At 64.3% G+C, this 24,656-nt stretch carries 28 protein-coding genes; all 28 read right to left on the bottom strand.

Annotation, left to right across the window (positions count from 1 at the left end; all coding sequences use genetic code 11):
* Positions 1 to 13: 13 nt before the first annotated feature.
* Entirely contained in the window at positions 14 to 493 is a 480-nt protein-coding gene (rplO, locus tag ACSQ3M_RS02015; protein ID WP_436148395.1) for a 50S ribosomal protein L15, read from the bottom strand.
* A 12-nt stretch (positions 494 to 505) separates the two neighbouring features.
* Positions 506 to 703 (bottom strand): 50S ribosomal protein L30, encoded by a 198-nt coding sequence (gene rpmD, locus ACSQ3M_RS02010; protein WP_436148394.1) that lies wholly within the window; start codon positions 701 to 703, stop codon positions 506 to 508.
* A 10-nt stretch (positions 704 to 713) separates the two neighbouring features.
* On the bottom strand, positions 714 to 1,277 hold the full coding sequence (gene rpsE / locus ACSQ3M_RS02005) for a 30S ribosomal protein S5 (RefSeq protein WP_284170363.1): 564 nt from the start codon (positions 1,275 to 1,277) through the stop codon (positions 714 to 716).
* Positions 1,278 to 1,525: 248 nt separating this feature from the next.
* On the bottom strand, positions 1,526 to 1,888 hold the full coding sequence (rplR, locus tag ACSQ3M_RS02000; RefSeq protein ID WP_436148393.1) for a 50S ribosomal protein L18: 363 nt from the start codon (positions 1,886 to 1,888) through the stop codon (positions 1,526 to 1,528).
* An 11-nt stretch (positions 1,889 to 1,899) separates the two neighbouring features.
* On the bottom strand, positions 1,900 to 2,433 hold the full coding sequence (gene rplF / locus ACSQ3M_RS01995; protein WP_436148392.1) for a 50S ribosomal protein L6: 534 nt from the start codon (positions 2,431 to 2,433) through the stop codon (positions 1,900 to 1,902).
* A 30-nt stretch (positions 2,434 to 2,463) separates the two neighbouring features.
* Entirely contained in the window at positions 2,464 to 2,862 is a 399-nt protein-coding gene (gene rpsH, locus ACSQ3M_RS01990) for a 30S ribosomal protein S8 (RefSeq protein ID WP_436148391.1), read from the bottom strand.
* Positions 2,863 to 2,874: 12 nt separating this feature from the next.
* Positions 2,875 to 3,180, bottom strand: coding sequence for a 30S ribosomal protein S14 (rpsN, locus tag ACSQ3M_RS01985; RefSeq protein WP_057193250.1), 306 nt, complete (start codon positions 3,178 to 3,180; stop codon positions 2,875 to 2,877).
* A gap of 36 nt (positions 3,181 to 3,216) precedes the next feature.
* Complete coding sequence (gene rplE, locus ACSQ3M_RS01980; protein ID WP_110489256.1) at positions 3,217 to 3,783, bottom strand: 50S ribosomal protein L5; 567 nt, start codon at positions 3,781 to 3,783, stop codon at positions 3,217 to 3,219.
* Positions 3,776 to 4,093 (bottom strand): 50S ribosomal protein L24, encoded by a 318-nt coding sequence (gene rplX, locus ACSQ3M_RS01975; protein ID WP_436148390.1) that lies wholly within the window; start codon positions 4,091 to 4,093, stop codon positions 3,776 to 3,778. Before rplX ends, rplE begins: the two co-directional genes overlap by 8 nt.
* Positions 4,093 to 4,461 (bottom strand): 50S ribosomal protein L14, encoded by a 369-nt coding sequence (gene rplN / locus ACSQ3M_RS01970; RefSeq protein ID WP_057193256.1) that lies wholly within the window; start codon positions 4,459 to 4,461, stop codon positions 4,093 to 4,095. Before rplN ends, rplX begins: the two co-directional genes overlap by 1 nt.
* Positions 4,462 to 4,575: 114 nt before the next feature.
* A complete protein-coding gene (rpsQ, locus tag ACSQ3M_RS01965; protein WP_436148389.1) occupies positions 4,576 to 4,818 on the bottom strand; it encodes a 30S ribosomal protein S17 in 243 nt (80 codons plus the stop codon).
* 11 nt (positions 4,819 to 4,829) lie between these two features.
* Entirely contained in the window at positions 4,830 to 5,042 is a 213-nt protein-coding gene (gene rpmC, locus ACSQ3M_RS01960) for a 50S ribosomal protein L29 (RefSeq protein ID WP_284170374.1), read from the bottom strand.
* Positions 5,043 to 5,052: 10 nt separating this feature from the next.
* Complete coding sequence (rplP, locus tag ACSQ3M_RS01955; protein WP_057193262.1) at positions 5,053 to 5,466, bottom strand: 50S ribosomal protein L16; 414 nt, start codon at positions 5,464 to 5,466, stop codon at positions 5,053 to 5,055.
* An 18-nt stretch (positions 5,467 to 5,484) separates the two neighbouring features.
* Complete coding sequence (rpsC, locus tag ACSQ3M_RS01950; RefSeq protein ID WP_284170376.1) at positions 5,485 to 6,201, bottom strand: 30S ribosomal protein S3; 717 nt, start codon at positions 6,199 to 6,201, stop codon at positions 5,485 to 5,487.
* A gap of 10 nt (positions 6,202 to 6,211) precedes the next feature.
* Complete coding sequence (gene rplV / locus ACSQ3M_RS01945) at positions 6,212 to 6,595, bottom strand: 50S ribosomal protein L22 (RefSeq protein WP_126110514.1); 384 nt, start codon at positions 6,593 to 6,595, stop codon at positions 6,212 to 6,214.
* A 3-nt stretch (positions 6,596 to 6,598) separates the two neighbouring features.
* Positions 6,599 to 6,877 (bottom strand): 30S ribosomal protein S19, encoded by a 279-nt coding sequence (gene rpsS / locus ACSQ3M_RS01940; RefSeq protein WP_091842265.1) that lies wholly within the window; start codon positions 6,875 to 6,877, stop codon positions 6,599 to 6,601.
* A gap of 8 nt (positions 6,878 to 6,885) precedes the next feature.
* The gene (gene rplB, locus ACSQ3M_RS01935) at positions 6,886 to 7,728 is read right to left on the bottom strand and encodes a 50S ribosomal protein L2 (RefSeq protein ID WP_436148388.1); all 843 of its coding nucleotides are present in this window, start codon (positions 7,726 to 7,728) and stop codon (positions 6,886 to 6,888) included.
* 16 nt (positions 7,729 to 7,744) lie between these two features.
* Positions 7,745 to 8,053 carry a 50S ribosomal protein L23 gene (locus ACSQ3M_RS01930; RefSeq protein ID WP_114827649.1) on the bottom strand — a complete coding sequence of 103 codons (309 nt, stop codon included), beginning with the start codon at positions 8,051 to 8,053 and terminating at the stop codon, positions 7,745 to 7,747.
* Positions 8,050 to 8,670, bottom strand: coding sequence for a 50S ribosomal protein L4 (rplD, locus tag ACSQ3M_RS01925; protein ID WP_436148387.1), 621 nt, complete (start codon positions 8,668 to 8,670; stop codon positions 8,050 to 8,052). The genes ACSQ3M_RS01930 and rplD overlap by 4 nt, the downstream gene beginning before the upstream one ends.
* Positions 8,670 to 9,404, bottom strand: a complete 735-nt coding sequence (rplC, locus tag ACSQ3M_RS01920; RefSeq protein ID WP_436148386.1) for a 50S ribosomal protein L3 — start codon at positions 9,402 to 9,404, stop codon at positions 8,670 to 8,672. The genes rplD and rplC overlap by 1 nt, the downstream gene beginning before the upstream one ends.
* Before the next feature lie 67 nt (positions 9,405 to 9,471).
* Positions 9,472 to 9,780: a 30S ribosomal protein S10 gene (gene rpsJ, locus ACSQ3M_RS01915; protein ID WP_043237115.1), complete on the bottom strand. Its 309-nt coding sequence runs from the start codon at positions 9,778 to 9,780 to the stop codon at positions 9,472 to 9,474.
* Between the two features lie 66 nt (positions 9,781 to 9,846).
* Positions 9,847 to 11,037 (bottom strand): elongation factor Tu, encoded by a 1,191-nt coding sequence (tuf, locus tag ACSQ3M_RS01910; RefSeq protein WP_436148385.1) that lies wholly within the window; start codon positions 11,035 to 11,037, stop codon positions 9,847 to 9,849.
* Between the two features lie 50 nt (positions 11,038 to 11,087).
* The gene (fusA, locus tag ACSQ3M_RS01905) at positions 11,088 to 13,163 is read right to left on the bottom strand and encodes an elongation factor G (RefSeq protein WP_436148384.1); all 2,076 of its coding nucleotides are present in this window, start codon (positions 13,161 to 13,163) and stop codon (positions 11,088 to 11,090) included.
* Positions 13,164 to 13,199: 36 nt separating this feature from the next.
* Entirely contained in the window at positions 13,200 to 13,670 is a 471-nt protein-coding gene (rpsG, locus tag ACSQ3M_RS01900; protein ID WP_436148383.1) for a 30S ribosomal protein S7, read from the bottom strand.
* Positions 13,671 to 13,744: 74 nt separating this feature from the next.
* Entirely contained in the window at positions 13,745 to 14,116 is a 372-nt protein-coding gene (rpsL, locus tag ACSQ3M_RS01895; RefSeq protein ID WP_057189964.1) for a 30S ribosomal protein S12, read from the bottom strand.
* Between the two features lie 352 nt (positions 14,117 to 14,468).
* Complete coding sequence (locus ACSQ3M_RS01890) at positions 14,469 to 15,557, bottom strand: helix-turn-helix transcriptional regulator (RefSeq protein ID WP_436148382.1); 1,089 nt, start codon at positions 15,555 to 15,557, stop codon at positions 14,469 to 14,471.
* 373 nt (positions 15,558 to 15,930) lie between these two features.
* Entirely contained in the window at positions 15,931 to 20,136 is a 4,206-nt protein-coding gene (gene rpoC, locus ACSQ3M_RS01885) for a DNA-directed RNA polymerase subunit beta' (protein WP_436148381.1), read from the bottom strand.
* Between the two features lie 129 nt (positions 20,137 to 20,265).
* Positions 20,266 to 24,414 carry a DNA-directed RNA polymerase subunit beta gene (gene rpoB, locus ACSQ3M_RS01880; RefSeq protein WP_436148380.1) on the bottom strand — a complete coding sequence of 1,383 codons (4,149 nt, stop codon included), beginning with the start codon at positions 24,412 to 24,414 and terminating at the stop codon, positions 20,266 to 20,268.
* Positions 24,415 to 24,656 lie beyond the last annotated feature (242 nt).

The raw sequence follows: 24,656 nt of genomic DNA, 5'->3' as shown, positions 1-24,656 counted from the left end.
GTAAGCGTCTCGCTCACGCCTGTGAAGCGGCAGCCGCCAGGATCTTGACCGTGCCGCCCGCCTTTTCGATCGCCTCGACCGCCGACTTCGACGCGCCATAGACCTCGAAGGCGAGCTTGGTCTTGAGCTCGCCGACGCCAAGGATCTTGACGCCGTCCTTGGCCTGCCGGGTGATGACGCCGGCGGCGACCAGCGCCTCGATCGTCACCGCGCCCTTGGCGTCGAGCTTGCCGGCTTCGACCGCCTGCTGGATGCGCCCGAGATTGACCTCGTTCAGATCCTTGGAGAACAGGTTGTGGAAGCCGCGCTTCGGGAGGCGCCGATAGAGCGGCATCTGGCCGCCTTCGAAGCCCTTGACCGCCACGCCGGCGCGAGCCTTCTGGCCCTTGACGCCACGCCCGGCAGTCTTGCCCTTGCCGGAGCCGATGCCACGGCCGACACGCATGCGCGACTTGTGCGCGCCTTCGTTGTCACGGATCTCTGTGAGTTTCATCAGACGATCCCCTCACTTGCCGTCGACGACGCGTACGAGATGCCTGACCTTGTCGATCATGCCCCGTACGGCCGGCGTATCGACCAGGGTCGACTGCCGGCGGAGTTTGTTGAGGCCGAGACCGATCAGAGTCTGGCGCTGCGAAGCCTCGCGGCGGATCGGGCTACCGATCTGCTCGACGACGACGGTGGTGCTCTCAGCTTTTGCCATGATGCCACCCTCACACTTCGGCCGCGGCATCGGTGCCGGCATCGCGACGACGCGTCTGCAGGGCCGAGACCTTGAGCGAGCGACGCGCGGCGACGCCACGCGGGCTATCCTCGTTCTTCAACGCGTCAAAGGTGGCGCGCACGAGGTTGTAGGGGTTCGACGAGCCGAGCGACTTGGACACGACGTCCTGCATGCCGACCGCCTCGAAGACGGCGCGCATCGGGCCGCCGGCGATGATGCCGGTACCGGCAGGCGCAGCGCGCAGGATGACCTTGCCGGCGCCATGACGGCCCTGGACGTCATGATGCAGCGTGCGGCCTTCGCGCAGCGGGATGCGGACGAGGCCGCGCTTGGCGGCTTCCGTCGCCTTGCGGATCGCCTCGGGCACCTCACGGGCCTTGCCGTGGCCGAAGCCGACGCGGCCCTTCTGGTCGCCGACGACGACGAGGGCAGCGAAGCCGAAACGACGGCCGCCCTTCACCACCTTGGCGACGCGGTTGATGTGGACCAGGCGGTCCACAAATTCAGAATCGCGCTCTTCGCGAACCTGACGGTCACGAGATTCTCTCGCCATGTCTTCCTCTTACTTGCGCGGACGGTACCGAGAGTGGCCCGCCGCTCGCTCGAGCGCTCCGGATTGGAGCGACTTCCCAAAATGCGACATGCGGGAAGCCCTTTGAGGCCTCCCGCATCCCGCGGTCTCAGAGCCGGATCCGATCAGGTTGAATCAACCTGATCGGTGAATCCGTCTCAAAACTCAAAGATAGAGACCGTTTTGCCGATCAGCTTGCAATGCAAGCTGATCGGAACGGGCTCTAACGATCAGAAGCTCAGCCCGCCTTCGCGAGCAGCTTCCGCCAGCGCCTTGACGCGGCCATGGTACATGTAAGCGCCACGATCGAACACGACCTCCTTGACGCCGGCCTTGATCGCGCGCTCGGCAAGAATCTTGCCGATCGTGGCCGCGGCCTCGACATTCGCGCCCGACTTGATGTCGGCGCGGATGTCCTTGTCGAGCGACGAGGCCGAAGCGAGCGTGAGCCCCTTCGCATCGTCGATGACCTGCGCATAGATCTGCTTGCCGGTGCGATGCACCGACAGACGGGCGCGGCCATTGGCGACCGCCTTGATCGCGCGGCGGACACGAGCCCGGCGGCGCGCAGTATTTTCTGTCTGCTTGCTCATGGCTGGCGTCCTTACTTCTTCTTCCCTTCCTTGCGGAAGATGAACTCGCCGGCGTACTTGACGCCCTTGCCCTTATAGGGCTCGGGTCCGCGATAGTCGCGGATTTCGGCGGCGGTCTGGCCGACGACCTGCTTGTCGATGCCGACGACGACGATTTCCGTCGGCTTCGGCGTGGTGATCGTCACCCCGGCCGGGATGGCGTAGTCGATGTCGTGGCTGTAGCCGAGCGAGAGCTTCAGGATCTTGCCGTTGACAGCGGCCTTGTAGCCGACGCCGTTGATCTCGAGCTTCTTCTCGAAGCCGGCCGTCGTGCCGACGACCAGGTTGTTGATGCGGGCGCGCGAGGTGCCCCAGAGCGCGCGGGCGCGCTTGGTCTGCGAGCGCGGCTGGACGGCGATGGCGCCGTTCTCCAGTGCGACCGAGACCTCGACGGGAACTTCGAAGGACAGTTCGCCCTTCGCGCCCTTGATCTTGACCAGCTGGCCCGAGACATTGGCGGTGACGCCAGCCGGAACCGAAACAGGCTTCTTACCGATACGAGACATTGAATCTCTCCTGAGCAGCGGCCTGAAAGGTCAGAAGACCTTGCAGAGCACTTCGCCACCCACGTTCTGCTCGCGGGCAAGATGATCGGACATCACGCCCTTGGGCGTGGAGACGATGGTGACGCCGAGGCCGTCGGCCACGCGCGGCATGGTCTCGACCGAGGAGTAAACGCGACGGCCGGGCTTCGACACGCGCGAGATCGACCGGATGACCGGCTGTCCCTCGTGGTACTTCAGCTCGATGTCGAACTCGGTGCGGCCGTTGCCGAACTCGGTGGTCGCATAGCCACGGATGTAGCCTTCCGACTCCAGCACGTCGAGCACGCGGGCCCGAAGCTTCGAGCCCGGGGTCGAGACACGCGACTTGCGCCGCATCTGCGCATTACGGATGCGGGTCAGCATATCGCCAAGCGGATCGATGATCGCCATGATGCTATCTCCTCACCAGCTCGACTTGACGAGGCCGGGAACCAGCCCCTTGTTGCCGAGCTCGCGCAGAGCAACGCGCGACATCTTCAACTTGCGATAGAAAGCGCGCGGGCGGCCGGTGACTTCGCAGCGGTTGCGCACGCGGATGCCGGCAGAATTGCGCGGCAGTTCGGCCAGCTTCAGGCGAGCGAGGAAACGCTCGTCCATCGACTGGTTCTCGTCATTAGCGATCGCGAGAAGACGCGCACGACGGCCCGCGAATTTCTTCACGAGCGCCTTGCGGCGGTTGTTGTTCTCGACGGAGCTTTTCTTAGCCATCGATATCTCCTGGTTTCCGCGTATGAGCCCGAAGGCTCACTGCCGGAACGGGAAGTTGAAGTGCTTGAGCAGGGCACGTGCCTCGTCATCCGACTTGGCGGTCGTGCAGACGATCACGTCCATACCCCAGACCTGGTCGACCTTGTCGTAGTTGATCTCGGGGAACACGATGTGCTCCTTGATCCCGAGCGCGAAATTGCCGCGCCCGTCGAACGACTTCGGGTTGAGACCACGGAAGTCGCGCACGCGCGGCAAGGCGATGGTGACGAGCCGGTCGACGAACTCGAACATCTTGGTCTTGCGCAGCGTGACCTTGCAGCCGACCGCCATGTTCTCGCGCAGCTTGAAGCCGGCGATGGCGAGGCGGGACTTGGTGATGACCGGCTTCTGACCGGCGATCATGGCGAGGTCGCCGGCAGCGTTGTCGACCTTCTTGCGGTCGGCAGTCGCTTCGCCAACACCCATGTTGATGACGACCTTCTCGAGGGTCGGCACTTCCATGACGTTCTTGTAGCCGAACTCGGCAATCATCGCCGGACGGACGACGTCCTCGTAATGCTTCTTCATACGCGGCGAGAGAGCCGCCTGCTGATTCTCAGCCATCGATCAGATCCCCCGAACGCTTGGCGAAACGGACCTTGCGGCCGTCGTCGAGCACCTTGAAGCCGACGCGGGTCGGCTTGCCGTCCTTCGGATCGGCGAGGGCCAGGTTCGACAAGTCGATCGTGGCCTCCTTGCTGATGATGCCGCCCTCGGACTGGGCAGTCGCCTTGGTGTGCTTCTTCACCAGGTTCACGCCACGCACCACGGCACGGGCGTCCTTCGGCAGGACCTGGAGAACTTCGCCGTTCTTGCCCTTGTCGCGGCCGGCGAGCACGACGACTTTGTCGCCCTTTTTGATTTTCGCAGCCATCACAACACCTCGGGAGCGAGCGAAATGATCTTCATGTGGTTCTTGGCGCGCAGCTCGCGCGGAACCGGTCCGAAGATACGGGTGCCCACAGGCTCCTTCTGGTTGTTGATCAGCACGGCCGCATTGCGGTCGAAGCGAATCACCGAACCGTCGGGGCGCTTGATGTCCTTTGCGGTGCGCACGACGATCGCCTTCATGACGTCGCCCTTCTTCACGCGGCCGCGCGGGATGGCTTCCTTGATGGAAACCACAATGATGTCGCCGATGCGGGCATAGCGCCGCTTCGAGCCGCCGAGAACCTTGATGCACATCACGCGGCGGGCACCGGAATTGTCGGCGACCTCGAGATTGGTCTGCACCTGGATCATGGCCTTGATCCTTCCATCTGTGTATCAGCGCGGTTTCCGGACAAAGGCGTAAGTGCCTGAGCCCGGACTACGACTGACGGGGGTCGCTTCGCCCCCTGGCCTCAATGATTTGACTTACGCCTTGGGAGCGTTGTCGAGCACAACCCAGTTTTTCAGCTTGGAAATGGGCTTCGACTCCTCGATCCAAACCGAGTCACCGATCTTGAACGACCCCGCCTCGTCATGGGCGTGATAGTTCTTCGAACGGCGCACCGTCTTCTTGAGGAGCGGGTGCGTATAGCGCCGCTCGACCTTAACCACAACAGTTTTGTTCTGCTTGTCGCTGACGACGACGCCCTGCAGCACGCGCTTCGGCATTGTCCTACTCCTCAGGCGCTCACTGCCGCGGTCTTGGACCGCTGCAGTGTCTTGATGCGGGCGATATCCTTGCGCACTTCGGTGACCCGAGCGGTATTCTCGAGCTGGCCGGTCGCGCGCTGGAAACGCAGGTTGAACTGCTCCTTCTTGAGCTTGAGAAGCTCATCCTGGAGCTGGTCCGTGCTCATCACCTTGATGTCGGACAGGCGTTGCGTAGCTTTCATGTCGCCCTCCTTACTCGGCGATGCGTTGGATGAAACGGGTCTTGATCGGCAGCTTGGCGGCACCGAGACGGAGCGCCTCGCGGGCGATATCCTCCGGCACGCCATCAAGCTCGAACATGATCCGGCCCGGCTTGACCTTGGCCGCCCAGAACTCGGGCGATCCCTTGCCCTTACCCATGCGGACTTCGGTCGGCTTCTTGGAAACCGGCACGTCCGGGAAGATGCGGATCCAGACCCGGCCCGCGCGCTTCATGGCGCGGGTGATGGCACGACGGGCCGCCTCGATCTGGCGGGCCGTCACGCGCTCCGGCTCCTGGGCCTTCAGGCCGAACTGGCCGAAGTTGAGATCCGTACCGCCCTTGGCGACGCCGGAAATGCGTCCCTTGAACTGCTTACGGAACTTAGTGCGCTTTGGTTGCAGCATGGCTCTTCTCGATCAGCCTTACGCAGCCTGCTCGCGACGTTCGCGACGCTCACCACCCGAGCGGCCGCCCTCGTCCGAGAGGCGCTTGTCCTGGGCCATCGGGTCGTGTTCGAGGATCTCGCCCTTGAAGATCCAGACCTTGATCCCGCACGTGCCATAGGTCGTGAAGGCAGTAGCGACGCCGTAGTCGACGTCGGCGCGCAGCGTGTGCAGCGGCACCCGACCCTCGCGATACCATTCGAGGCGCGCGATTTCAGCGCCACCAAGACGGCCCGCGCAGTTGATGCGGATGCCCTCGGCGCCCAGACGCATCGCCGACTGAACGGCGCGCTTCATGGCGCGGCGGAAAGCGACGCGGCGCTCGAGCTGCTGGGCGATCGAATCGGCGACCAGGGTCGCGTCGATCTCCGGCTTGCGCACCTCGAGGATGTTGATGGTAACGTCGGCTGACGTCAGCTTCGACACGGCCTTGCGCAGCTTCTCGATGTCGGCACCCTTCTTGCCGATCACCACGCCCGGACGAGCCGAGTGGATGGTGACGCGGCACTTCTTGTGCGGACGCTCGATGATGATCTTCGAGACAGCGGCCTGCTTCAGCAGCTTCATCAGGGCGGCGCGGATCGCCATATCCTCATGCAGCAGCTTGCCGTACTCGCCCTTCTGGGCGAACCAGCGCGAATCCCAGGTCCGGTTGATGCCGAGACGAAGGCCGATCGGATTGATTTTCTGACCCATCGTTCTCTCCTCAGGCCTTCGCAGCCTGAACTTCGCGCACCACGATCGTGATGTTGGCGAAGGGCTTCATGATGCGGGCGCCACGGCCGCGGGCGCGGGCATGGAAGCGCTTCATGACGAGCGCCTTGCCGACGAAAGCCTGGGACACGACGAGGTCGTCAACGTCGAGATCATGATTGTTCTCGGCGTTGGCGATCGCGCTCTGCAGGCACTTGCGCACATCGGTCGAGATCCGCTTGCGCGAGAACTCGAGGTCGGAGAGCGCGGTCGAGACCTTTTTGCCGCGGATGAGCTGGGCGAGAAGGTTCAGCTTCTGCGGGGAAACGCGCAGATTGCGCGCGACCGCCTTGGCCTCGTTCTCGGGCAGCGCACGGGGGGCGGAGGGCTTACCCATGGCTTACTTCCTCTTCGCCTTCTTGTCGGCCGCGTGGCCGGGGAAGGTGCGCGTCGGCGAGAACTCGCCGAACTTGTGGCCCACCATTTCCTCGGAGACGTTCACCGGCACATGCTTGTGGCCGTTGTAGACGCCGAACGTCAGACCGACGAACTGCGGCAGGATCGTGGAGCGACGGCTCCAGATCTTGATGACTTCAGACCGGCTCGCCGAACGGGCGACCTCGGCCTTCTTCAGGAGGTATCCGTCGACAAACGGACCTTTCCAAAGCGAACGCGCCATGACGGACCTCAGTTCTTCTTCTTGCGGGCGTGACGGCTCGACACGATGAACGTATCGGTCCGCTTGTTCGAGCGGGTCTTCTTGCCCTTGGTCGGCAGACCCCAGGGCGTGACCGGATGACGGCCGCCCGAGGTGCGGCCTTCGCCGCCGCCGTGCGGATGGTCGACCGGGTTCATCGAGACACCACGGTTATGCGGACGACGACCCAGCCAGCGCGAGCGCCCGGCCTTGCCGTCATTCCGGTTCATGTGGTCGGGGTTCGAGACCGCGCCCACCGTAGCGTAGCACAGACCGCTGATCAGGCGCTGCTCGCCCGAGTTCAGGCGGACAATGACGTAACCCTGGTCGCGGCCGACGATCTGGGCGTAGTTGCCCGCCGAACGTGCCAGCGCCCCACCCTTGCCGATCTTGAGCTCGACATTGTGGACGATCGTGCCGATCGGCAGCGAACCCATCGGGGCCGCGTTGCCGGGCTTCACGTCGACGCTGTCGCCGGAGACGACGCTGTCGCCGACGGCCAGGCGCTGCGGCGCCAGGATGTAGGCCAGCTCGCCGTCCTGATACTTGATCAGCGCGATGAAGGCGGAGCGGTTCGGATCATACTCGATCCGCTCCACGGTCGCCGGCACGCCGGCCTTGCCGCGGCGCTTGAAGTCGATCAGGCGCAGGGTGCGCTTGTGGCCACCGCCGCGGAAGCGGACGGTGATGCGGCCGAGATTGTTGCGGCCGCCCGAGGACGACTTGCCCTCGGTCAGCGCCTTGACCGGCTTGCCCTTGTAGAGCTCGCTGCGGTCGACGATCACGAGCTGGCGAAGGCTCGGCGTGATCGGCTTGAAACTCTTCAAAGCCATGATGACGATCCTTCCCTCAGAGGCCAGTGGTCACGTCGATCGAGTGGCCCTCTTCGAGGGTCACGACGGCCTTTTTGACGTCCGAGCGCTGGCCGAGCCGCCCCCGGAAGACCTTGACCTTGCCTTCGGTGACGAGCGTGTTGACGCTCTTCACCTTGACATCGAACAACTTCTCGATCGCCGCCTTGATCTGCGGCTTGGTCGCGGTCTTCGCGACCTTGAAGACGACCTTGTTGTGCTCGGAGAGCATGGTCGCCTTTTCGGTGATCACCGGGCCACGAATGACGTCGTAGTGGCGCGGATCCAGATTCTTGGACTGGCTCATTTGAAGCGCGCCTCCAGCGCATCGACAGCCGAGCGCGTCAGCACGAGCTTGTCGCGACGCAGGATGTCATAGACGTTGATGCCCTGGATCGGCAGCACGTCGACGTTCGGGATCGAACGCGCCGCCAGGCCGAAGTTCACATCGATCTCGGCGCCGCCGATCACCAGCGCGCTCGACAGGTCGAGCTTGCCGAAATGGCCCAGCAGCACCTTGGTCTTCGGCTCGGCGAGCTTGACGTCGTCGATGATGATCAGGCCCGCGTCCTTGGCCTTGGCCGAGAGCGCGTGGCGCAGCGCCAGCGCCTTGACCTTCTTGGGCAGGTCATGGGCGTGATCGCGCACGACCGGACCGAAGGCCTTGCCGCCGCCGCGGAACTGCGGAGCCGAAGCCGCACCGTGGCGAGCGCCGCCGGTACCCTTCTGCTTGTAGATCTTCTTGCGGGTGCGATCGACTTCCGAACGGCCCTTGGACTTGTGCGTGCCGGCGCGGCGCTTGGCGAGCTGGTAGCGCACCATGCGGGCGAGCAGGTCGGCGCGCGGCTCGAGGCCGAAGATCGCATCCGAAAGCTCGACCGAACCGGCCTTGCCGCCGTCAAGAGTGACGATATCGAGTTTCATCACACGTTCTCCTCAGCCTGCGCCGCAGGAGCCTCGACAATTTCGGCCTTGCCCTCGCCGGAGACCTTGAACTTGCCCGGCAACGGGGCGTCCTTCGGCAGGGAGCGCTTGACCGCGTCGCGGACATGGATCCAGCCGCCGGCGACGCCGGGGACGGCACCCTCGACCAGGATCAGGCCGCGCTCGGCGTCCGTCTGGACGACGCGCAGGTTCTGCGTGGTGACGCGCTCGACACCGAGATGACCCGGCATCTTCTTGTTCTTGAAGGTCTTGCCCGGGTCCTGACGGCCACCGGTCGAACCGATCGAACGATGCGAGACCGAGACGCCGTGGGTGGCGCGCAGACCGCGGAAGTTCCAGCGCTTCATGCCGCCGGCGAAGCCCTTGCCGGTGGTCGTGCCGGAGACGTCGACGAACTGGCCGACGACGAAGTGGTCGGCGGTGAGCTCGGCGCCGACCGGGATCAGCGCGTCATCGCTGACGCGGAACTCGACGATCTTCTGCTTCGGCTCGACCTTGGCGACGGCGAAGTGGCCGCGCTGCGCCTTCGAGACGTTCTTGACCTTGGCCAAGCCCGACCCGAGCTGCACGGCGACATAGCCGTTCTTCTCGATCGTGCGATGCGCGACGACCTGGCAGTTATCGAGCTTCAGCACGGTGACCGGGATATGCTCGCCGGCATCGGTGAAGATGCGGGTCATCCCGACTTTCTGTGCAATCACACCGGAACGCATCGGTGCATACCTTCCCTTGGGGTCATGTCCATCCGGGAAACCCGGAAACAGAGGACCCGATGATGGATCAGAGCTTGATTTCGACGTCGACGCCGGCGGCGAGATCAAGCTTCATGAGGGCGTCGACCGTCTGGGGTGTCGGATCGACGATATCGAGAACCCGCTTGTGGGTCCGCATCTCGAACTGCTCGCGCGACTTCTTGTCGATGTGCGGCGAGCGGTTGACGGTGAACTTCTCAATCAGCGTCGGCAGCGGAATCGGGCCGCGAACCTGAGCGCCGGTGCGCTTCGCCGTCGAGACGATCTCGCGCGTCGACGCATCGAGGATGCGATGGTCGAACGCCTTGAGGCGGATCCGGATATTCTGACCGTTCATGGTCGTGTTATCTCCGTGACGTGAAAAGACGAAAGCCCCAAAGGGCTTCCGCCCTCAGATCAGCCGTTACGCGATGATCGAAGCGACGACGCCGGCACCGACGGTGCGTCCACCCTCGCGGATGGCGAAGCGCAGCTTCTCTTCCATCGCGATCGGCACGATCAGGTGCACTTCCATGGTGATGTTGTCACCAGGCATCACCATCTCGGTGCCCTCGGGCAGGTGCACCACGCCGGTCACGTCCGTCGTGCGGAAGTAGAACTGCGGGCGGTAGTTGGTGAAGAACGGGGTGTGGCGACCGCCCTCCTCCTTGGTCAGGATGTAGGCCTCGGCCTTGAACTTGGTGTGCGGCTTGACCGAACCCGGCTTGCACAGGATCTGGCCGCGCTCGACGTCCTCGCGCTTGGTGCCGCGCAGCAGCGCGCCGATGTTGTCGCCGGCCTGGCCCTGGTCGAGCAGCTTGCGGAACATCTCGACGCCGGTGACAGTCGTCTTCACCGTGTCCTTTAAGCCCACGATCTCGATTTCCTCGCCGACCTTGACGATGCCGCGCTCGACGCGGCCGGTCACAACCGTGCCGCGGCCCGAGATCGAGAACACGTCCTCGACCGGCATCAGGAACGGCAGGTCGAGCGGACGCGCCGGCTGCGGGATGTAGTCGTCGACCGTCTTCATCAGCGCGATCACCGCATCATGCCCGATCTCCGGGGTGACGCCGTCGAGCGCAGCCTTGGCCGAGCCCTTGGTGATCGGGATGTCGTCGCCCGGGAAGTCGTACTTCGACAGAAGCTCGCGGATCTCCATCTCGACCAGCTCGAGCAGCTCGGCGTCGTCGACGAGATCGACCTTGTTCATGAACACGACCAGCGCGGGAACGCCGACCTGGCGCGCCAGCAGGATGTGCTCGCGGGTCTGCGGCATCGGGCCGTCGGCCGCCGACACCACCAGGATCGCGCCGTCCATCTGCGCCGCGCCCGTGATCATGTTCTTCACATAGTCGGCGTGCCCGGGGCAGTCGACGTGCGCATAGTGACGGGCCACCGTCTCGTACTCGACGTGAGCCGTCGAGATCGTGATGCCGCGCGCCTTCTCTTCCGGCGCCTTGTCGATCTGGTCATACGCCGTGTACGACGCGCCACCCGACTCCGCCAGAACCTTCGTGATCGCAGCCGTCAGCGACGTCTTGCCATGGTCGACGTGACCAATCGTTCCAATGTTGCAGTGCGGCTTCGTCCGAGCAAACTTCTCTTTGGCCATGTCAGCCTCCGTCAGATCTTCTCAAGTGTTCCGTTTAATGCGTTGTTCGATCAGGCGTATTTGGCCTGGACCTCGGCAGCGACCGCGGACGGCACCTGCTCGTAGTGATCGAACTGCATCGTGTAGTTGGCGCGACCCTGGCTGAACGAACGCAGCTGGTTCACATAGCCGAACATGTTGGCCAGCGGCACCATCGCGTTGACGACGACGGCGTTGCCGCGCATGTCCTGGCCTTGGATCTGGCCGCGCCGGGAGTTCAGGTCGCCGATGACCGAGCCGGTATAGTCTTCAGGCGTCACCACCTCGACCTTCATGATCGGCTCGAGCAGCACCGAGCCGCCCTTCTGCAGGCCCTCGCGCAGAGCAGCGCGGGACGCGATCTCGAAGGCGAGAGCCGACGAATCGACCTCGTGGAAGGCGCCGTCGATCAGCGTGACCTTGACGTCGACGACCGGGAAACCGGCGAGCACGCCGGAACCGATGACCGAGTTGAGGCCCTTCTCGACGCCGGGGATATACTCCTTCGGCACCGAGCCGCCGACGACCTTCGACTCGAACTCGAAGCCCTTGCCGGTCTCGTTCGGCTCGATGATCAGCTTGACGCGGGCGAACTGGCCCGTACCGCCGGTCTGCTTCTTGTGGGTGTAGTCGATCTCGGCCTTCTTGGTCAGCGTCTCGCGATAGGCAACCTGCGGCGCGCCGATATTGGCATCGACCTTGTAGGTCCGGCGCAGGATGTCGACCTTGATGTCGAGATGCAGCTCGCCCATGCCCTTGAGAATGGTCTGGCCGCTCTCCTGGTCGGTCGAGACGCGGAAGGACGGATCCTCGTTCGCGAGCTTCGACAGCGCCAGGCCAAGCTTCTCCTGGTCGGCCTTCGACTTCGGCTCGATCGCGATCGTGATGACCGGCTCGGGGAACTCCATGCGCTCCAGGATCACGGCATTGACCGGATCGCACAGTGTGTCGCCGGTGCGGACGTCCTTGAGGCCGGCCAGGGCGACGATGTCGCCGGCATAGGCCTCCTTGATGTCCTCGCGGTTGTTCGCATGCATCAGCAGCATGCGGCCAACGCGCTCTTTCTTGTCGCGCGTCGAGTTGATGACGCCCTGGCTGGTCTCGACCTTGCCCGAATAAACGCGGCAGAAGGTGATCGTGCCGACGAAGGGGTCGTCCATGATCTTGAAGGCGAGCATGGAGAAGGGATCCTCGTCCGTCGGGTGACGAACGGTCTCTTCTTCGGTCTTGAAATCGATGCCCTTGATGTCGCCGCGATCGACCGGCGACGGCAGGAAGTCGACGACAGCGTCGAGCAGGGGCTGCACGCCCTTGTTCTTGAAGGCCGAGCCGCAGAGCACCGGGTGGAAGGCGCGGCGCTGCACGGCGGTACGAACCAGCCGACGCAGGGTCTCGGCATCCGGCTCGTTGCCTTCGAGATAGGCTTCCATCGCCGCATCGTCCATTTCGACGGCGGCTTCGAGCAGCTTGTGACGGTATTCGGCGGCCTTGTCGGCGAGATCGGCCGGGATCTCCTTCTCTTCGAAGGTGGCCCCGAGCGCCTCGCCGTTCCAGACGATCGCCTTCATCTTGATCAGGTCGATCACGCCGGCGAAATCAGACTCGGCACCGATCGGGATCTGCAGGCAGACGGGCTTGCCGGCGACGCGGTCGATGATGTCCTGGACGCAGCGATAGAAATCGGCGCCGATCTTGTCCATCTTGTTGACGAACACGACGCGCGGAACGTCGTACTTGTCGGCCTGGCGCCAGACGGTCTCGGTCTGGGGCTCGACGCCCTGGTTGCCGTCGAGCACGCAGACGGCGCCGTCGAGGACGCGCAGCGAACGCTCGACCTCAATGGTGAAGTCGACGTGGCCGGGGGTGTCGATGATGTTCAGGCGATGATCGCGCCACAGGCAGGTCGTCGCGGCAGAGGTGATCGTGATGCCACGCTCCTGCTCCTGCGCCATCCAGTCCATGGTGGCGGCGCCGTCATGGACTTCGCCGATCTTATGGCTCTTGCCGGTGTAGAACAGGATGCGCTCGGTCGTCGTCGTCTTGCCCGCATCAATGTGGGCCATGATGCCGAAGTTACGATAGCGATCGATAGGATGAGAACGGGGCATAGGAATGCTCTGTCTTTCCGGGTCCGAACGGACGAATTACCAGCGGTAGTGCGAGAAGGCGCGGTTGGCTTCCGCCATCCGGTGCGTGTCTTCGCGCTTCTTGACGGCGTTGCCACGGTTATTCGCGGCGTCCATCAGCTCAGCCGAGAGGCGCTCAACCATGGTGCGGTCGTTGCGGCCACGGGCGGCGGCGATCAGCCAGCGGATCGCGAGAGCCTGGCGGCGCTCGGTGCGAACCTCGACCGGAACCTGATAGGTCGCGCCGCCGACGCGGCGGGAGCGGACCTCGATCGCCGGGGCGACGTTCTCGAGCGCAGTCTTGAAGACGGCGAGCGGATCGCCCTTCAGCTTGGTCTCGATGATGTCGAAGGCGCCGTAGACGATGCCTTCGGCAGTCGACTTCTTGCCTTCGTACATGACCGAATTCATGAACTTGGTCACGATCACGTCGCCGAACTTGGCGTCCGGGATGATCTCGCGCTTTTCGGCACTGTGGCGGCGGGACATCGTCTAGTCTCCGGTCAAATCTCAAAAGCTGCGAACTGGCTGGGGCATCCTGCCCCGCCAATCGGGCAGGAAAATTACTTCGGACGCTTGGCGCCGTACTTCGAACGGCGCTGCTTGCGGTTCTTGACACCCTGCGTGTCGAGCACGCCGCGCAGGATGTGGTAGCGCACGCCGGGAAGATCCTTGACGCGGCCGCCGCGGATCATGACGACCGAGTGCTCCTGAAGGTTGTGGCCTTCACCCGGGATGTAGCCGATCACTTCGAAGCCGTTGGTCAGGCGCACCTTGGCGACCTTGCGGAGCGCCGAGTTCGGCTTCTTCGGGGTCGTCGTATAGACACGCGTGCAGACGCCGCGCTTCTGCGGGCAATTCTCGAGCGCCGGAGCGGTATTACGCGCCTTGACCGGCGAACGGGGCTTGCGGATCAGCTGGCTGATTGTCGGCATTTAAGGCCTCTCGCTCCCTTGAGCGCTAGATGAATTCGATGTTCATTCCGGCGCCTTGCGAGGCCATGACCAAACGAAGCCGCGCCATCGGCGCCCATTTCCGGGGCCTCAGGCGCGTTCGCGATGCAGAGGAACACGGAACTCGCCCGCGTTCATGCGTCCTGCCATGTCGTCGTTAGACGCTGGAATTCCGACGGAGTTTCGGTCGCGAACCTCGCTCGCAACAAAGGCAAGCGACAAACGTGTCCGACAGCCGTCGATAGTGGCGCGCTTATGACTCAGTCGGAGATTCGCGTCAACCCCGGATTTGCCGGGAGTTAACGCAATCTCGCGGCGAGCACTCAGATACCGCTCAATCGGCCGCGCCCGCCGCGACCCCTGCCCCGCGCAACAGCCCGATCAGGTCGGCCTGGCGATGCAGGCCGGTCTTGGCCATCACCCGCTTCAGCGTCGAGCGCGCGGTTTCCTCCATGATCCCGAGCGCTGCCGCCGCCTCGCGCGGGCGGTGCCCTCCCGCGATCAACGCGGCGAGCCTGGCCTCGGCCGGCGTCAGGTCGAACAGGCCCTGGACCACATCGGCGGTCGGCACGTCCTTCACCACCACCGGTGTCACCACCAGGATGCTCGCCGCCCGTGAGAAGATGTCGTGAGCGGCGCCGCGAACCGGTGTGAGATGCAGGATCAGCGGCGGCTGATTCTCGCGGCGCGCCACCGGGATCGAGCGCACCGTGGCGCCACCGCTCCCGCCTGTCGTCTGCAGGGCCGCGGCCAGCAATCCGTCGGCCGCCATATCGACGAGTCCGAGCCGTGACGGGCGGTCGACCGCGACTGCCGGCACGAGCGCCTCGAAGCGGGGATTGAGCGCGAGTGCCCGGCCGTTGCGGTCGAGTACCGCCGCAGGCAGGCCGATCGCCTCCAGTGCCTGGGCAGCGCCGCGTGCCCGCTCGAATTCGAGCCGGGCCGAAAGCAGCATCGCGCGGGCGAGATGCGGCCGCATCTGGTCGAGCCGCGCGATCAGTCCATCCTCGGCATGGCCCTCGCTACGTTCGCGCTCGGAATGCAGGATGAAGGCCTCGCCGGTCGGCGCGGCGACCAGGGTGGCGACGCCGATGCCAAGCCCCTGCGGTAGCAGGAAATCGCGATAGACCGGCTCCTGCGCCATCTCGGCCTCGGAGAGGATGTCGATATCGCGCAGGAAGCCGGCATGGCGGCGCTCGATCAGGCGACGCGTGCGCTCATTGCCCGGGAAACGGTTGAAGTGCGTTGCAACGAGCTGGTCGAACTCGGCTGAGGACGAGATCCAGCGGTTGGAGGTCGGCGTCACCGCGACCAGCACCGCGCCGGCTCCGCGCGCGATCTCCTGGAAACGGCGCAGCACCTGCGGCCACAGCTCCGGCACTACCGCCGCTTCATAAAGACTGTCGAGAAACTGCTCGTCCATAATACCGGCTGCACCCCAGCCTGGTCCGCAGGACGAGAAACTCCTCCGCCGACCACGCCCCCGCATGGTGTGTCAGCATGCCACTCGTCGTTCGGCCGCTTCCGACCGACCAACGAGAGACGCGCCAGCGCATCACTGCCCCCCGACAGATTTCGCAAGTTAAGTTTAGGCCGCTTATCTTAGAAAAGGTCAAGGGAGCTAAAACGAAAACGGCCGCCCGAAGGCGGCCGTTCCACAAAGCAAGTAGAGCTTGCCGGTATTAGAGCCGGATCCGATCAGACTGAATCAGTCTGATCGGTGAACCCGTCTCTCACTTTGAGCTTAGAGACCGTTTTTCCGATCAGCTTGCGGGGCAAGCTGATCGGAACGGGCTCTATTCGGCGGCAGGCAGAGCCGCCGCGACAGCAGCCGAGGCAGCCGAGGCAGCAGCCGCGGCCTTGGCCGCCGCATCCGCCTTCTGGCCAACGATGAGATCGTCTCGGCGCGTCGCTACCTGCTTGATGCGGGCAACCTGCGCGCCGGTGCCGGCCGGGATCAGCGAGCCGACGATGACGTTCTCCTTGAGGCCTTCCAGCATGTCCATCTTGCCGTTGACCGCAGCCTCGGTGAGGACGCGGGTCGTCTCTTGGAAGGAGGCGGCCGAGATGAAGGAGCGGGTCTGCAGCGAGGCCTTGGTGATGCCGAGCAGGACCGGGACGCCGGAAGCCGGCTTCTTGCCCTCCTCGCGCAGCTTGGAGTTGACATCCTCAAGCTCGATCCGGTCGATCTGATCGCCCGTGAGAATGTCGCTATCGCCGGATTCGGTGATCTCGACCTTCTGCAGCATCTGCCGGACGATGACCTCGATGTGCTTGTCGTTGATGGTCACGCCCTGGAGGCGATAAACCTCCTGGATTTCGTTGACCAGATAAGCCGCCAGCTCCTCGACACCCTTGATCGCCAGGATGTCGTGCGGGGCTGGGTTGCCATCGAGGATGTAGTCCCCGATCTCGACGACGTCGCCATCCTGCAGATGGATGTGCTTGCCCTTCGGGATCAGGTACTCGACGCCATCCGTGCCGTCATGCGGGGTCAGCGTGACGCGACGCTTGTTCTTGTAGTCGCGTCCGAAGCCGATGACGCCGGCCTTCTCGGCGATGATCGCTGCATCCTTCGGACGACGCGCCTCGAAGAGCTCGGCGACACGCGGCAGACCACCGGTGATGTCGCGGGTCTTGGCCGAGTCGGTCGAGACACGCGCCAGCACGTCGCCGGCCTTGACCGAGGAGCCAGGCTCCATCGAGATGATGCCGTCGACCGGCAGGATGTAGCGGGCGTCACCGCCGCGCGCGAGCTTGGCGATCTTGCCATCCGGCCCGTGCACGGTGAGCGCCGGCTTGAGGTCCGAGGTACGAGCCGAACCGCGCCAGTCGATGACGACGCGCTTGCTGATGCCGGTCGCCTCGTCGGTCGTTTCCGTGATCGACATGCCGTCGACCAGGTCCTCGTAGCCGACCTTGCCGTCGACCTCCGCCAGGATCGGGCGGGAATAGGGATCCCACTCGATCAGGCGCTGGCCGCGCTTGACCTTGTCGCCGTCGTCGACGCGCAGCTTCGAGCCGAACTGGACGCGGTGAACCGCGCGCTCGGCACCGTCGGGGCCGGTGATGACGATGGCGAGATTGCGCGCCATCGCGATCAGGTCGCCGTCCGAGTTGCGCGCCGCATTGCGGTTGCGGATCTTGACCGTGCCCTCGAAGTTCGACTCGACGAAGGACTGGTCGGCGATCGTCGCCGCGCCGCCGATGTGGAAGGTACGCATGGTGAGCTGCGTGCCCGGCTCGCCGATCGACTGCGCCGCGATGACGCCGACGGCCTCGCCCATGTTGACGGGCGTGCCGCGGGCAAGATCGCGCCCATAGCAGGTCGCGCAGACACCGTTCTTGGTCTCGCAGGTCAAGACCGAGCGGATCTTCACCTCCTGGACGCCGGCGGCGTTGATCTTGGCGATGTGACTTTCTTCGATCACCGCGCCCTTGCCGACCAGGACATTACCCTCCAGGTCGGTAACCTCCACGGCTGCCGAACGGCCGAGGATGCGCATCCCGAGCGAAGCCACGACCTGGCCCGCATCGATGATGGCGCGCATCTTGATGCCGTTGTTGGAGCCGCAATCGACCTCGGAGATGATCGCGTCCTGCGCCACGTCGACGAGACGGCGGGTGAGATAACCCGAGTTCGCCGTCTTGAGCGCGGTGTCGGCGAGGCCCTTGCGGGCGCCGTGGGTCGAGTTGAAGTACTCGAGAACGTCGAGGCCTTCCTTGAAGTTCGAGATGATCGGCGACTCGATGATCTCGCCCGACGGCTTGGCCATCAGGCCGCGCATCGCCGCGAGCTGCTTCATCTGCGCCGGCGAACCACGGGCGCCCGAATGGCTCATCATGTAGATCGAGTTGATCGGCTTGTCCCGGCCGTTCTCGTCCTTTTTCACGGTCGAGATGCGGGCCATCATCTCCTGGGCGAGCTTGTCCGAGCACTTCGCCCAGGCGTCGACGACCTTGTTGTACTTCTCGCCCTGGGTGATCAGGCCGTCCTGGTACTGCTGCTCGTAATCCTTGGCGAGCACGCGGGTCGCATCGACGATCTCCCACTTGTTCTCGGGGATCACCATGTCGTCCTTGCCGAAGGAAATGCCGGCCTTGAAGGCGTGCTTGAAGCCCAGCCCCATGACGCGGTCGCAGAAGATCACCGACTCCTTCTGACCGCAGCCGCGATAGACGGCGTCGATCATCCCGGAGATTTCCTTCTTCGTCATCAGGCGGTTGCTGACGTCGAAGGACATGGCCGGATGCTCCGGCAATGCAGTCGAAAGGATCACGCGGCCCGGAGTGGTGTCATAGATCTTGGTGTAGGGCTTGCCGTCCTGGCCGACGCCGGTCCAGCGATATTTGATCTTCGAATGCAGCGTCACGACCTTCTCGTGCAGCGCGTATTCGAGCTCGCCGAAGTCGCCGAAGACCTTGCCCTGACCCGGCTCGCCATCGGAGATGATCGAGAGGTAGTACAGGCCGAGCACGATGTCCTGCGACGGCACGATGATCGGCATGCCGTTCGCCGGGTGCAGGATGTTGTTGGTCGACATCATCAGGACGCGCGCTTCCAGCTGCGCCTCGAGCGACAGCGGGATGTGAACGGCCATCTGGTCGCCGTCGAAGTCGGCGTTGAACGCGGCGCAGACCAGCGGATGCAGCTGGATCGCCTTGCCCTCGATCAGCACCGGCTCGAAGGCCTGGATGCCGAGGCGGTGCAGCGTCGGGGCGCGGTTGAGCAGCACCGGATGCTCGCGGATGACCTCGTCCAGGATATCCCAGACCTCCGGCTTCTCCTTTTCGACCAGCTTCTTGGCCTGCTTGACCGTGGTCGAGTAGCCCTTGGCGTCGAGGCGAGCGTAGATGAAGGGCTTGAACAGCTCGAGCGCCATCTTCTTCGGCAGCCCGCACTGGTGCAGCTTCATCTCCGGGCCGACGACGATGACCGAGCGGCCGGAATAGTCGACGCGCTTGCCGAGCAGGTTCTGCCGGAAGCGGCCCTGCTTGCCCTTCAGCATGTCGGCGAGCGACTTCAGCGGGCGCTTGTTGGCGCCGGTGATGACGCGGCCGCGGCGGCCGTTGTCGAACAGGGCGTCGACCGATTCCTGCAGCATCCGCTTCTCGTTGCGGATGATGATGTCCGGCGCGCGCAGCTCGATCAGCCGCTTCAGGCGGTTGTTGCGGTTGATGACGCGGCGATAGAGATCGTTCAGGTCCGAGGTCGCGAAGCGGCCGCCATCGAGCGGCACGAGCGGACGCAAGTCGGGCGGGATCACCGGGATGATGGTCATCACCATCCATTCCGGCTTGTTCCCCGACTCCTGGAACGCCTCGATGATCTTGAGGCGCTTCATCAGCTTCTTCGGCTTGAGCTCCGACGTCGTCGTCGCGATCTCATGCTTCAGGTCGGCATTGATCTGGTCGAGATCGAGCGCGCGCAGCATCTCGCGGATCGCCTCGGCGCCGATCATCGCCGTGAAGGTGTCGGCGCCGTACTCCTCCTGGCAGCGGACATACTCTTCTTCGGTCAGCAGCTGGCGATCCTTGAGCGGGGTCAGGCCCGGCTCGAGCACCACATACGATTCGAAGTAGAGGATGCGCTCGAGTTCCTTGAGCGGCATGTCCATCAGGAGGCCGATGCGCGAGGGCAGCGACTTCAGGAACCAGATATGCGCGACGGGAGCGGCGAGCTCGATATGGCCCATGCGCTCGCGCCGGACCCGGGCGAGCGTCACCTCGACGCCGCACTTCTCGCAGATCACGCCCTTGAACTTCATGCGCTTGTACTTGCCGCACAGGCACTCGTAGTCCTTGATCGGCCCGAAGATGCGGGCGCAGAACAGGCCGTCGCGCTCGGGCTTGAACGTACGATAGTTGATCGTCTCGGGCTTCTTGATCTCACCGAACGACCAGGATGCAATCTTCTCAGGGCTGGCGATCGAGATCTTGATCGCGTCGAACGCCTGCTGCACCGGCTGCTGGCCGAAAAGGTTCATGACCTCTTGCTTCATAGCCTGTCTCCTGTGGCCGGTGGGGTTTTAGGGAAAACCGCCCTGCCCGACCTTTAATCCATCGGCCGGCGGCGAAAGTGCCGCCGGCATGAGTAACGAACGACGTTCCGCCCCTGCGGGCGTCGCGCCTTACTCGGCTGCCTCGGCCGGCGCGTCGCCCGGCTTCGGCTTGTTGTTGATGAGCTCGACGTTGAGGCCGAGCGAGCGCATTTCCTTGACGAGCACGTTGAAGCTCTCCGGGATGCCCGCTTCGAAGTTGTCCTCGCCGCGCACGATCGACTCGTAGACCTTGGTGCGGCCGGCGACGTCGTCCGACTTCACCGTCAGCATCTCCTGCAGCGTGTAGGCGGCGCCGTACGCTTCGAGCGCCCAGACCTCCATCTCGCCGAAGCGCTGACCGCCGAACTGCGCCTTGCCGCCGAGCGGCTGCTGGGTGACCAGCGAGTAGGGGCCGATCGAGCGGGCGTGGATCTTGTCGTCCACCAGATGGTGCAGCTTCAGCATGTAGATGTAGCCGACGGTGACCTTGCGGTCGAACGGCTCGCCGGTGCGCCCGTCATAGAGCGTCACCTGGCCGGACTTGTTGAGGCCCGCCTGCTCCAGCAGGGCCTCGATGTCCGACTCCTTGGCGCCGTTGAAGACCGGGGTCGCCATCGGCACGCCGCGGCGCAGATTCTGGCCCATCTCGACCAGCTCGGCGTCGTCCATCGAGGCGATGATCTCGTTGTCCTGGTAGACCGCCTCGAAGCTGTCGCGCAGCGCCTTGGAATCATGCGCCTTGCGATAGGCGTCGAGCGCCAGGCCAATCTGCTTGCCGAGACCGGCGGCAGCCCAGCCCAGATGGGTTTCCAGAATCTGCCCGACGTTCATGCGCGAGGGCACGCCCAGCGGGTTCAGCACGATGTCGGCATGGGTGCCGTCCTCGAGGAACGGCATGTCCTCCGCCGCAACGATGCGCGAGACCACGCCCTTGTTGCCGTGGCGGCCGGCCATCTTGTCGCCCGGCTGGATCTTGCGCTTCACCGCGACGAAGACCTTGACCATCTTCATCACGCCGGGCGGCAGCTCGTCGCCGCGCTGCAGCTTCTCGACCTTGTCGAGGAAGCGCTGCTCGAGGCGCTTCTTCGACTCGTCGTACTGCTTCCGCATCGCCTCGATTTCGGTCATCAGGGCGTCGTCCGCCGTGGCGAACAGCCACCACTGCGAGCGCGGGAACTCACTCATCACTTCGCGGGTGATGACCGTGTCCTTCTTGAAGCCCTTCGGACCGGCGAGGCCGGTCTTGCCGGTCAGGATCTCGGCCAGACGCGCGAAGGTGTTGCGGTCCAGGATCGCCTGCTCGTCGTCGCGGTCCTTGGCGAGACGCTCGATCTCCTCGCGCTCGATCGCCTGGGCGCGCTCGTCCTTGTCGACGCCATGGCGGTTGAAGACGCGCACTTCGACGATCGTCCCCTGCACGCCCGGCGGGACACGCAGCGAGGTGTCGCGGACGTCCGAAGCCTTCTCGCCGAAGATGGCGCGCAGCAGCTTCTCCTCCGGCGTCATCGGGCTCTCGCCCTTCGGCGTGATCTTGCCGACGAGGATGTCGCCAGCCGCCACTTCCGCGCCGATATAGACGATGCCGGCTTCGTCGAGGTTCTTCAGCGCCTCTTCCGAGACGTTCGGAATGTCGCGCGTGATTTCCTCAGGGCCCAGCTTGGTGTCGCGGGCCATGACCTCGAATTCCTCGATATGGATCGAGGTGAAGATGTCGTCCGAGACGATCTTCTCCGAGAGCAGGATCGAGTCCTCGAAGTTGTAACCATTCCACGGCATGAACGCGACCAGCACGTTGCGGCCGAGCGCGAGCTCGCCGAACTCGGTCGACGGGCCGTCGGCTACGATGTCACCCTTCTTGATGACGTCGCCGACGCGCACCAGCGGACGCTGCGTGATGCAGGTCGACTGGTTGGAGCGCTGGAACTTCTGCAGACGATAGATGTCGACGCCCGGCTTGGTCGGGTCCATCTCGTCCGAAGCGCGGATGACGATACGGGTGGCGTCAACCTGATCGACGATGCCGGCGCGGCGGGCCGCGATGGCAGCGCCGGAGTCACGGGCGACCGCGGCCTCCATGCCGGTGCCGACGAAAGGCGCGTCGGCACGAACCAGCGGCACCGCCTGGCGCTGCATGTTCGAGCCCATCAGCGCGCGGTTGGCGTCGTCGTTCTCGAGGAACGGGATCAGCGCCGCGGCGACGGAGACGACCTGCTTGGGCGAAACGTCCATGAAGTCGACCTTGTCGACCGGCACGACGATGACTTCACCGGCGCGGCGGCAGACGATCAGGTCGTCGGTCAGACGGCCGTCATTGTCGACGACGGCGTTGGCCTGGGCGACGTTGTACTTCGCCTCCTCCATCGCCGAGAGATAGATGATCTCGTCGGTCTGCTTGCCGTCGCGGATGCGCCGGTACGGGCTCTCGATGAAGCCGTACTTGTTGACGCGCGCGAAGGTGGCGAGCGAGTTGATCAGGCCGATGTTCGGGCCTTCCGGCGTCTCGATCGGGCAGATGCGGCCGTAATGCGTGGTGTGCACGTCGCGCACCTCGAAGCCGGCGCGCTCGCGGGTCAGACCACCCGGTCCAAGCGCCGAGAGACGGCGCTTGTGGGTGACCTCCGAGAGCGGGTTGGTCTGGTCCATGAACTGCGAGAGCTGCGACGAGCCGAAGAACTCGCGCACCGCGGCAGCCGCCGGCTTGGCGTTGATCAGGTCCTGCGGCATCACCGTGTCGATGTCGACCGAGGACATGCGCTCCTTGATGGCGCGCTCCATGCGCAGGAGGCCCAGGCGATACTGGTTCTCCATCAGCTCGCCGACCGAGCGCACGCGCCGGTTGCCGAGATGGTCGATGTCGTCGATCTCGCCCTTGCCGTCGCGCAGGTCGACCAGCGCCTTGACGACGGCGAAGATGTCTTCCTTGCGCAGGATGCGCACGGTGTCCTCGGCGTCGAGGTCGAGGCGCATATTCATCTTGACGCGGCCGACGGCCGAGAGGTCGTAGCGCTCCGAGTCGAAGAACAGCGACTGGAACATGTTCTCGGCGGTCTCGAGCGTCGGCGGCTCGCCCGGACGCATCACGCGGTAGATGTCGAACAGCGCCTCTTCACGGCGCGAGTTCTTGTCGACCTGGAGCGTGTTGCGGATATAGGGACCGATCGTGATGTGATCGATGTCCAGCACCGGAATCTCGGTGTAGCCCTTGTTGATCAGGTCGACCAGGTTGCCCTTGATCTCGCCGGTCTTCGGGTCCGCAGCCATATGCAGTTCTTCGCCGGCCTCGGCATGAACTTCGCCGGTGCTGGGGTCGACGAGATCCTCGGCAACGTACTGGCCGACGAGATCCTCGTTCGTGGCGCGCAGGAACTTCAGGCCCTTGTCGGCGAGCTGGCGGGCGGTGCGCGCGACCAGCTTCTTGCCGGCCTCGATCACGACTTCGCCGGTGTCGGCGTCGATCATGTCGACGCTCGCCTTGAAGCCCTTCATGCGCTCGGCGTCGTACGGGACGCGCCAGCCCTTGTCGTCGCGGACATAGTCGACGCGGTTGTAGAAGCGCTTGAGAATTTCCTCGCCGTCCATGCCGAGGGCGAACAGCAGCGAGGTGACCGGGATCTTACGCTTGCGGTCGATACGGGCGTAGACGATGTCCTTGGCATCGAATTCGATATCGAGCCAGGAGCCGCGATAGGGAATGATGCGAGCGGCGAAGAGCAGCTTGCCCGAGGAATGGGTCTTGCCCTTGTCGTGGTCGAAGAACACGCCCGGCGAACGGTGCATCTGCGAGACGATGACGCGCTCGGTGCCGTTGACGATGAAGGTGCCGTTGTCCGTCATGAGCGGCATCTCGCCCATGTAGACGTCCTGCTCCTTGATGTCCTTGACCGACTTGGCCTGGGTGTCCGGATCGATATCGAACACGATCAGGCGCAGCGTCACCTTGAGCGGCGCCGAGAAGGTCATGCCGCGCTGGCGGCACTCGTCGACATCGTATTTCGGCGGCTCGAAGGTGTATTTGACGAACTCCAGCAGCGACGAGCCCGAGAAATCGCCGATCGGGAACACCGACTTGAAGACCGACTGCAGGCCTTCATCGCCGCGGCCGCCCTTGGGTTCCTCGACCATCAGGAACTGGTCGTAGGACGCCTTCTGAACCTCGATGAGGTTCGGCATCTCCGCCACTTCCTTGAGCTTGCCGAAGAACTTGCGGACGCGCCTGCGACCCTGGAGGGAAGTTACCATCATGTTCCTCGCATCTCGGACGGCTCACCCGGTGGTCCGGGGTATAGGCGGTCGGGCCGCCGGGTGAGCCGCTCGGCGCATCATGTCGCGCCGACATTCAAACTGGATCGACCTGCACCGCATGTGCGGGAGGTCTTGAGTACGCGCCGTCCCTTCCGGAAACGACGCAACAGCCCCGGAGGCGGCGAACCGCCCCGGGACTGTGCTTGTCGACTAGAGACGGACCGGCATCAGCCGGCCCG

The organism is Allobosea sp. LjRoot90, from assembly GCF_964254315.1.
Lineage (GTDB): Bacteria > Pseudomonadota > Alphaproteobacteria > Rhizobiales > Beijerinckiaceae > Allobosea.
The sequence above is the reverse complement of the archived record's forward strand: the minus strand, read 5'-3'. Positions and strand labels throughout refer to the sequence as shown.

Coding starts and splice junctions, on each gene's coding strand:
- rpsG (WP_436148383.1), bottom strand. CDS start 13,670: ATGTCCCGCCGCCACAGTGCCGAAAAGCGCGAGATCATCCCGGACGCC.
- rpmD (WP_436148394.1), bottom strand. CDS start 703: ATGGCAAAAGCTGAGAGCACCACCGTCGTCGTCGAGCAGATCGGTAGC.
- rpoB (WP_436148380.1), bottom strand. CDS start 24,414: ATGGTAACTTCCCTCCAGGGTCGCAGGCGCGTCCGCAAGTTCTTCGGC.
- rpsH (WP_436148391.1), bottom strand. CDS start 2,862: ATGGCGATCATCGATCCGCTTGGCGATATGCTGACCCGCATCCGTAAT.
- rpsS (WP_091842265.1), bottom strand. CDS start 6,877: ATGGCGCGTTCGCTTTGGAAAGGTCCGTTTGTCGACGGATACCTCCTG.
- rplP (WP_057193262.1), bottom strand. CDS start 5,466: ATGCTGCAACCAAAGCGCACTAAGTTCCGTAAGCAGTTCAAGGGACGC.
- rpsN (WP_057193250.1), bottom strand. CDS start 3,180: ATGGCTAAGAAAAGCTCCGTCGAGAACAACAACCGCCGCAAGGCGCTC.
- fusA (WP_436148384.1), bottom strand. CDS start 13,163: ATGCCCCGTTCTCATCCTATCGATCGCTATCGTAACTTCGGCATCATG.
- ACSQ3M_RS01930 (WP_114827649.1), bottom strand. CDS start 8,053: ATGAGCCAGTCCAAGAATCTGGATCCGCGCCACTACGACGTCATTCGT.
- rplD (WP_436148387.1), bottom strand. CDS start 8,670: ATGAAACTCGATATCGTCACTCTTGACGGCGGCAAGGCCGGTTCGGTC.
- rplN (WP_057193256.1), bottom strand. CDS start 4,461: ATGATCCAGGTGCAGACCAATCTCGAGGTCGCCGACAATTCCGGTGCC.
- rpsC (WP_284170376.1), bottom strand. CDS start 6,201: ATGGGTCAGAAAATCAATCCGATCGGCCTTCGTCTCGGCATCAACCGG.
- rplR (WP_436148393.1), bottom strand. CDS start 1,888: ATGAGCAAGCAGACAGAAAATACTGCGCGCCGCCGGGCTCGTGTCCGC.
- rpmC (WP_284170374.1), bottom strand. CDS start 5,042: ATGAAAGCTACGCAACGCCTGTCCGACATCAAGGTGATGAGCACGGAC.
- ACSQ3M_RS01890 (WP_436148382.1), bottom strand. CDS start 15,557: ATGGACGAGCAGTTTCTCGACAGTCTTTATGAAGCGGCGGTAGTGCCG.
- rplF (WP_436148392.1), bottom strand. CDS start 2,433: ATGTCTCGTATCGGTAAGAAGCCTGTTTCGGTTCCGGCTGGCGTCACC.
- rplB (WP_436148388.1), bottom strand. CDS start 7,728: ATGGCTTTGAAGAGTTTCAAGCCGATCACGCCGAGCCTTCGCCAGCTC.
- rpsL (WP_057189964.1), bottom strand. CDS start 14,116: ATGCCGACAATCAGCCAGCTGATCCGCAAGCCCCGTTCGCCGGTCAAG.
- rpoC (WP_436148381.1), bottom strand. CDS start 20,136: ATGAAGCAAGAGGTCATGAACCTTTTCGGCCAGCAGCCGGTGCAGCAG.
- rplO (WP_436148395.1), bottom strand. CDS start 493: ATGAAACTCACAGAGATCCGTGACAACGAAGGCGCGCACAAGTCGCGC.
- tuf (WP_436148385.1), bottom strand. CDS start 11,037: ATGGCCAAAGAGAAGTTTGCTCGGACGAAGCCGCACTGCAACATTGGA.
- rplX (WP_436148390.1), bottom strand. CDS start 4,093: ATGGCTGCGAAAATCAAAAAGGGCGACAAAGTCGTCGTGCTCGCCGGC.
- rplE (WP_110489256.1), bottom strand. CDS start 3,783: ATGGCTGAGAATCAGCAGGCGGCTCTCTCGCCGCGTATGAAGAAGCAT.
- rplV (WP_126110514.1), bottom strand. CDS start 6,595: ATGGGTAAGCCCTCCGCCCCCCGTGCGCTGCCCGAGAACGAGGCCAAG.
- rpsJ (WP_043237115.1), bottom strand. CDS start 9,780: ATGAACGGTCAGAATATCCGGATCCGCCTCAAGGCGTTCGACCATCGC.
- rplC (WP_436148386.1), bottom strand. CDS start 9,404: ATGCGTTCCGGTGTGATTGCACAGAAAGTCGGGATGACCCGCATCTTC.
- rpsE (WP_284170363.1), bottom strand. CDS start 1,277: ATGGCGAGAGAATCTCGTGACCGTCAGGTTCGCGAAGAGCGCGATTCT.
- rpsQ (WP_436148389.1), bottom strand. CDS start 4,818: ATGCCGAAGCGCGTGCTGCAGGGCGTCGTCGTCAGCGACAAGCAGAAC.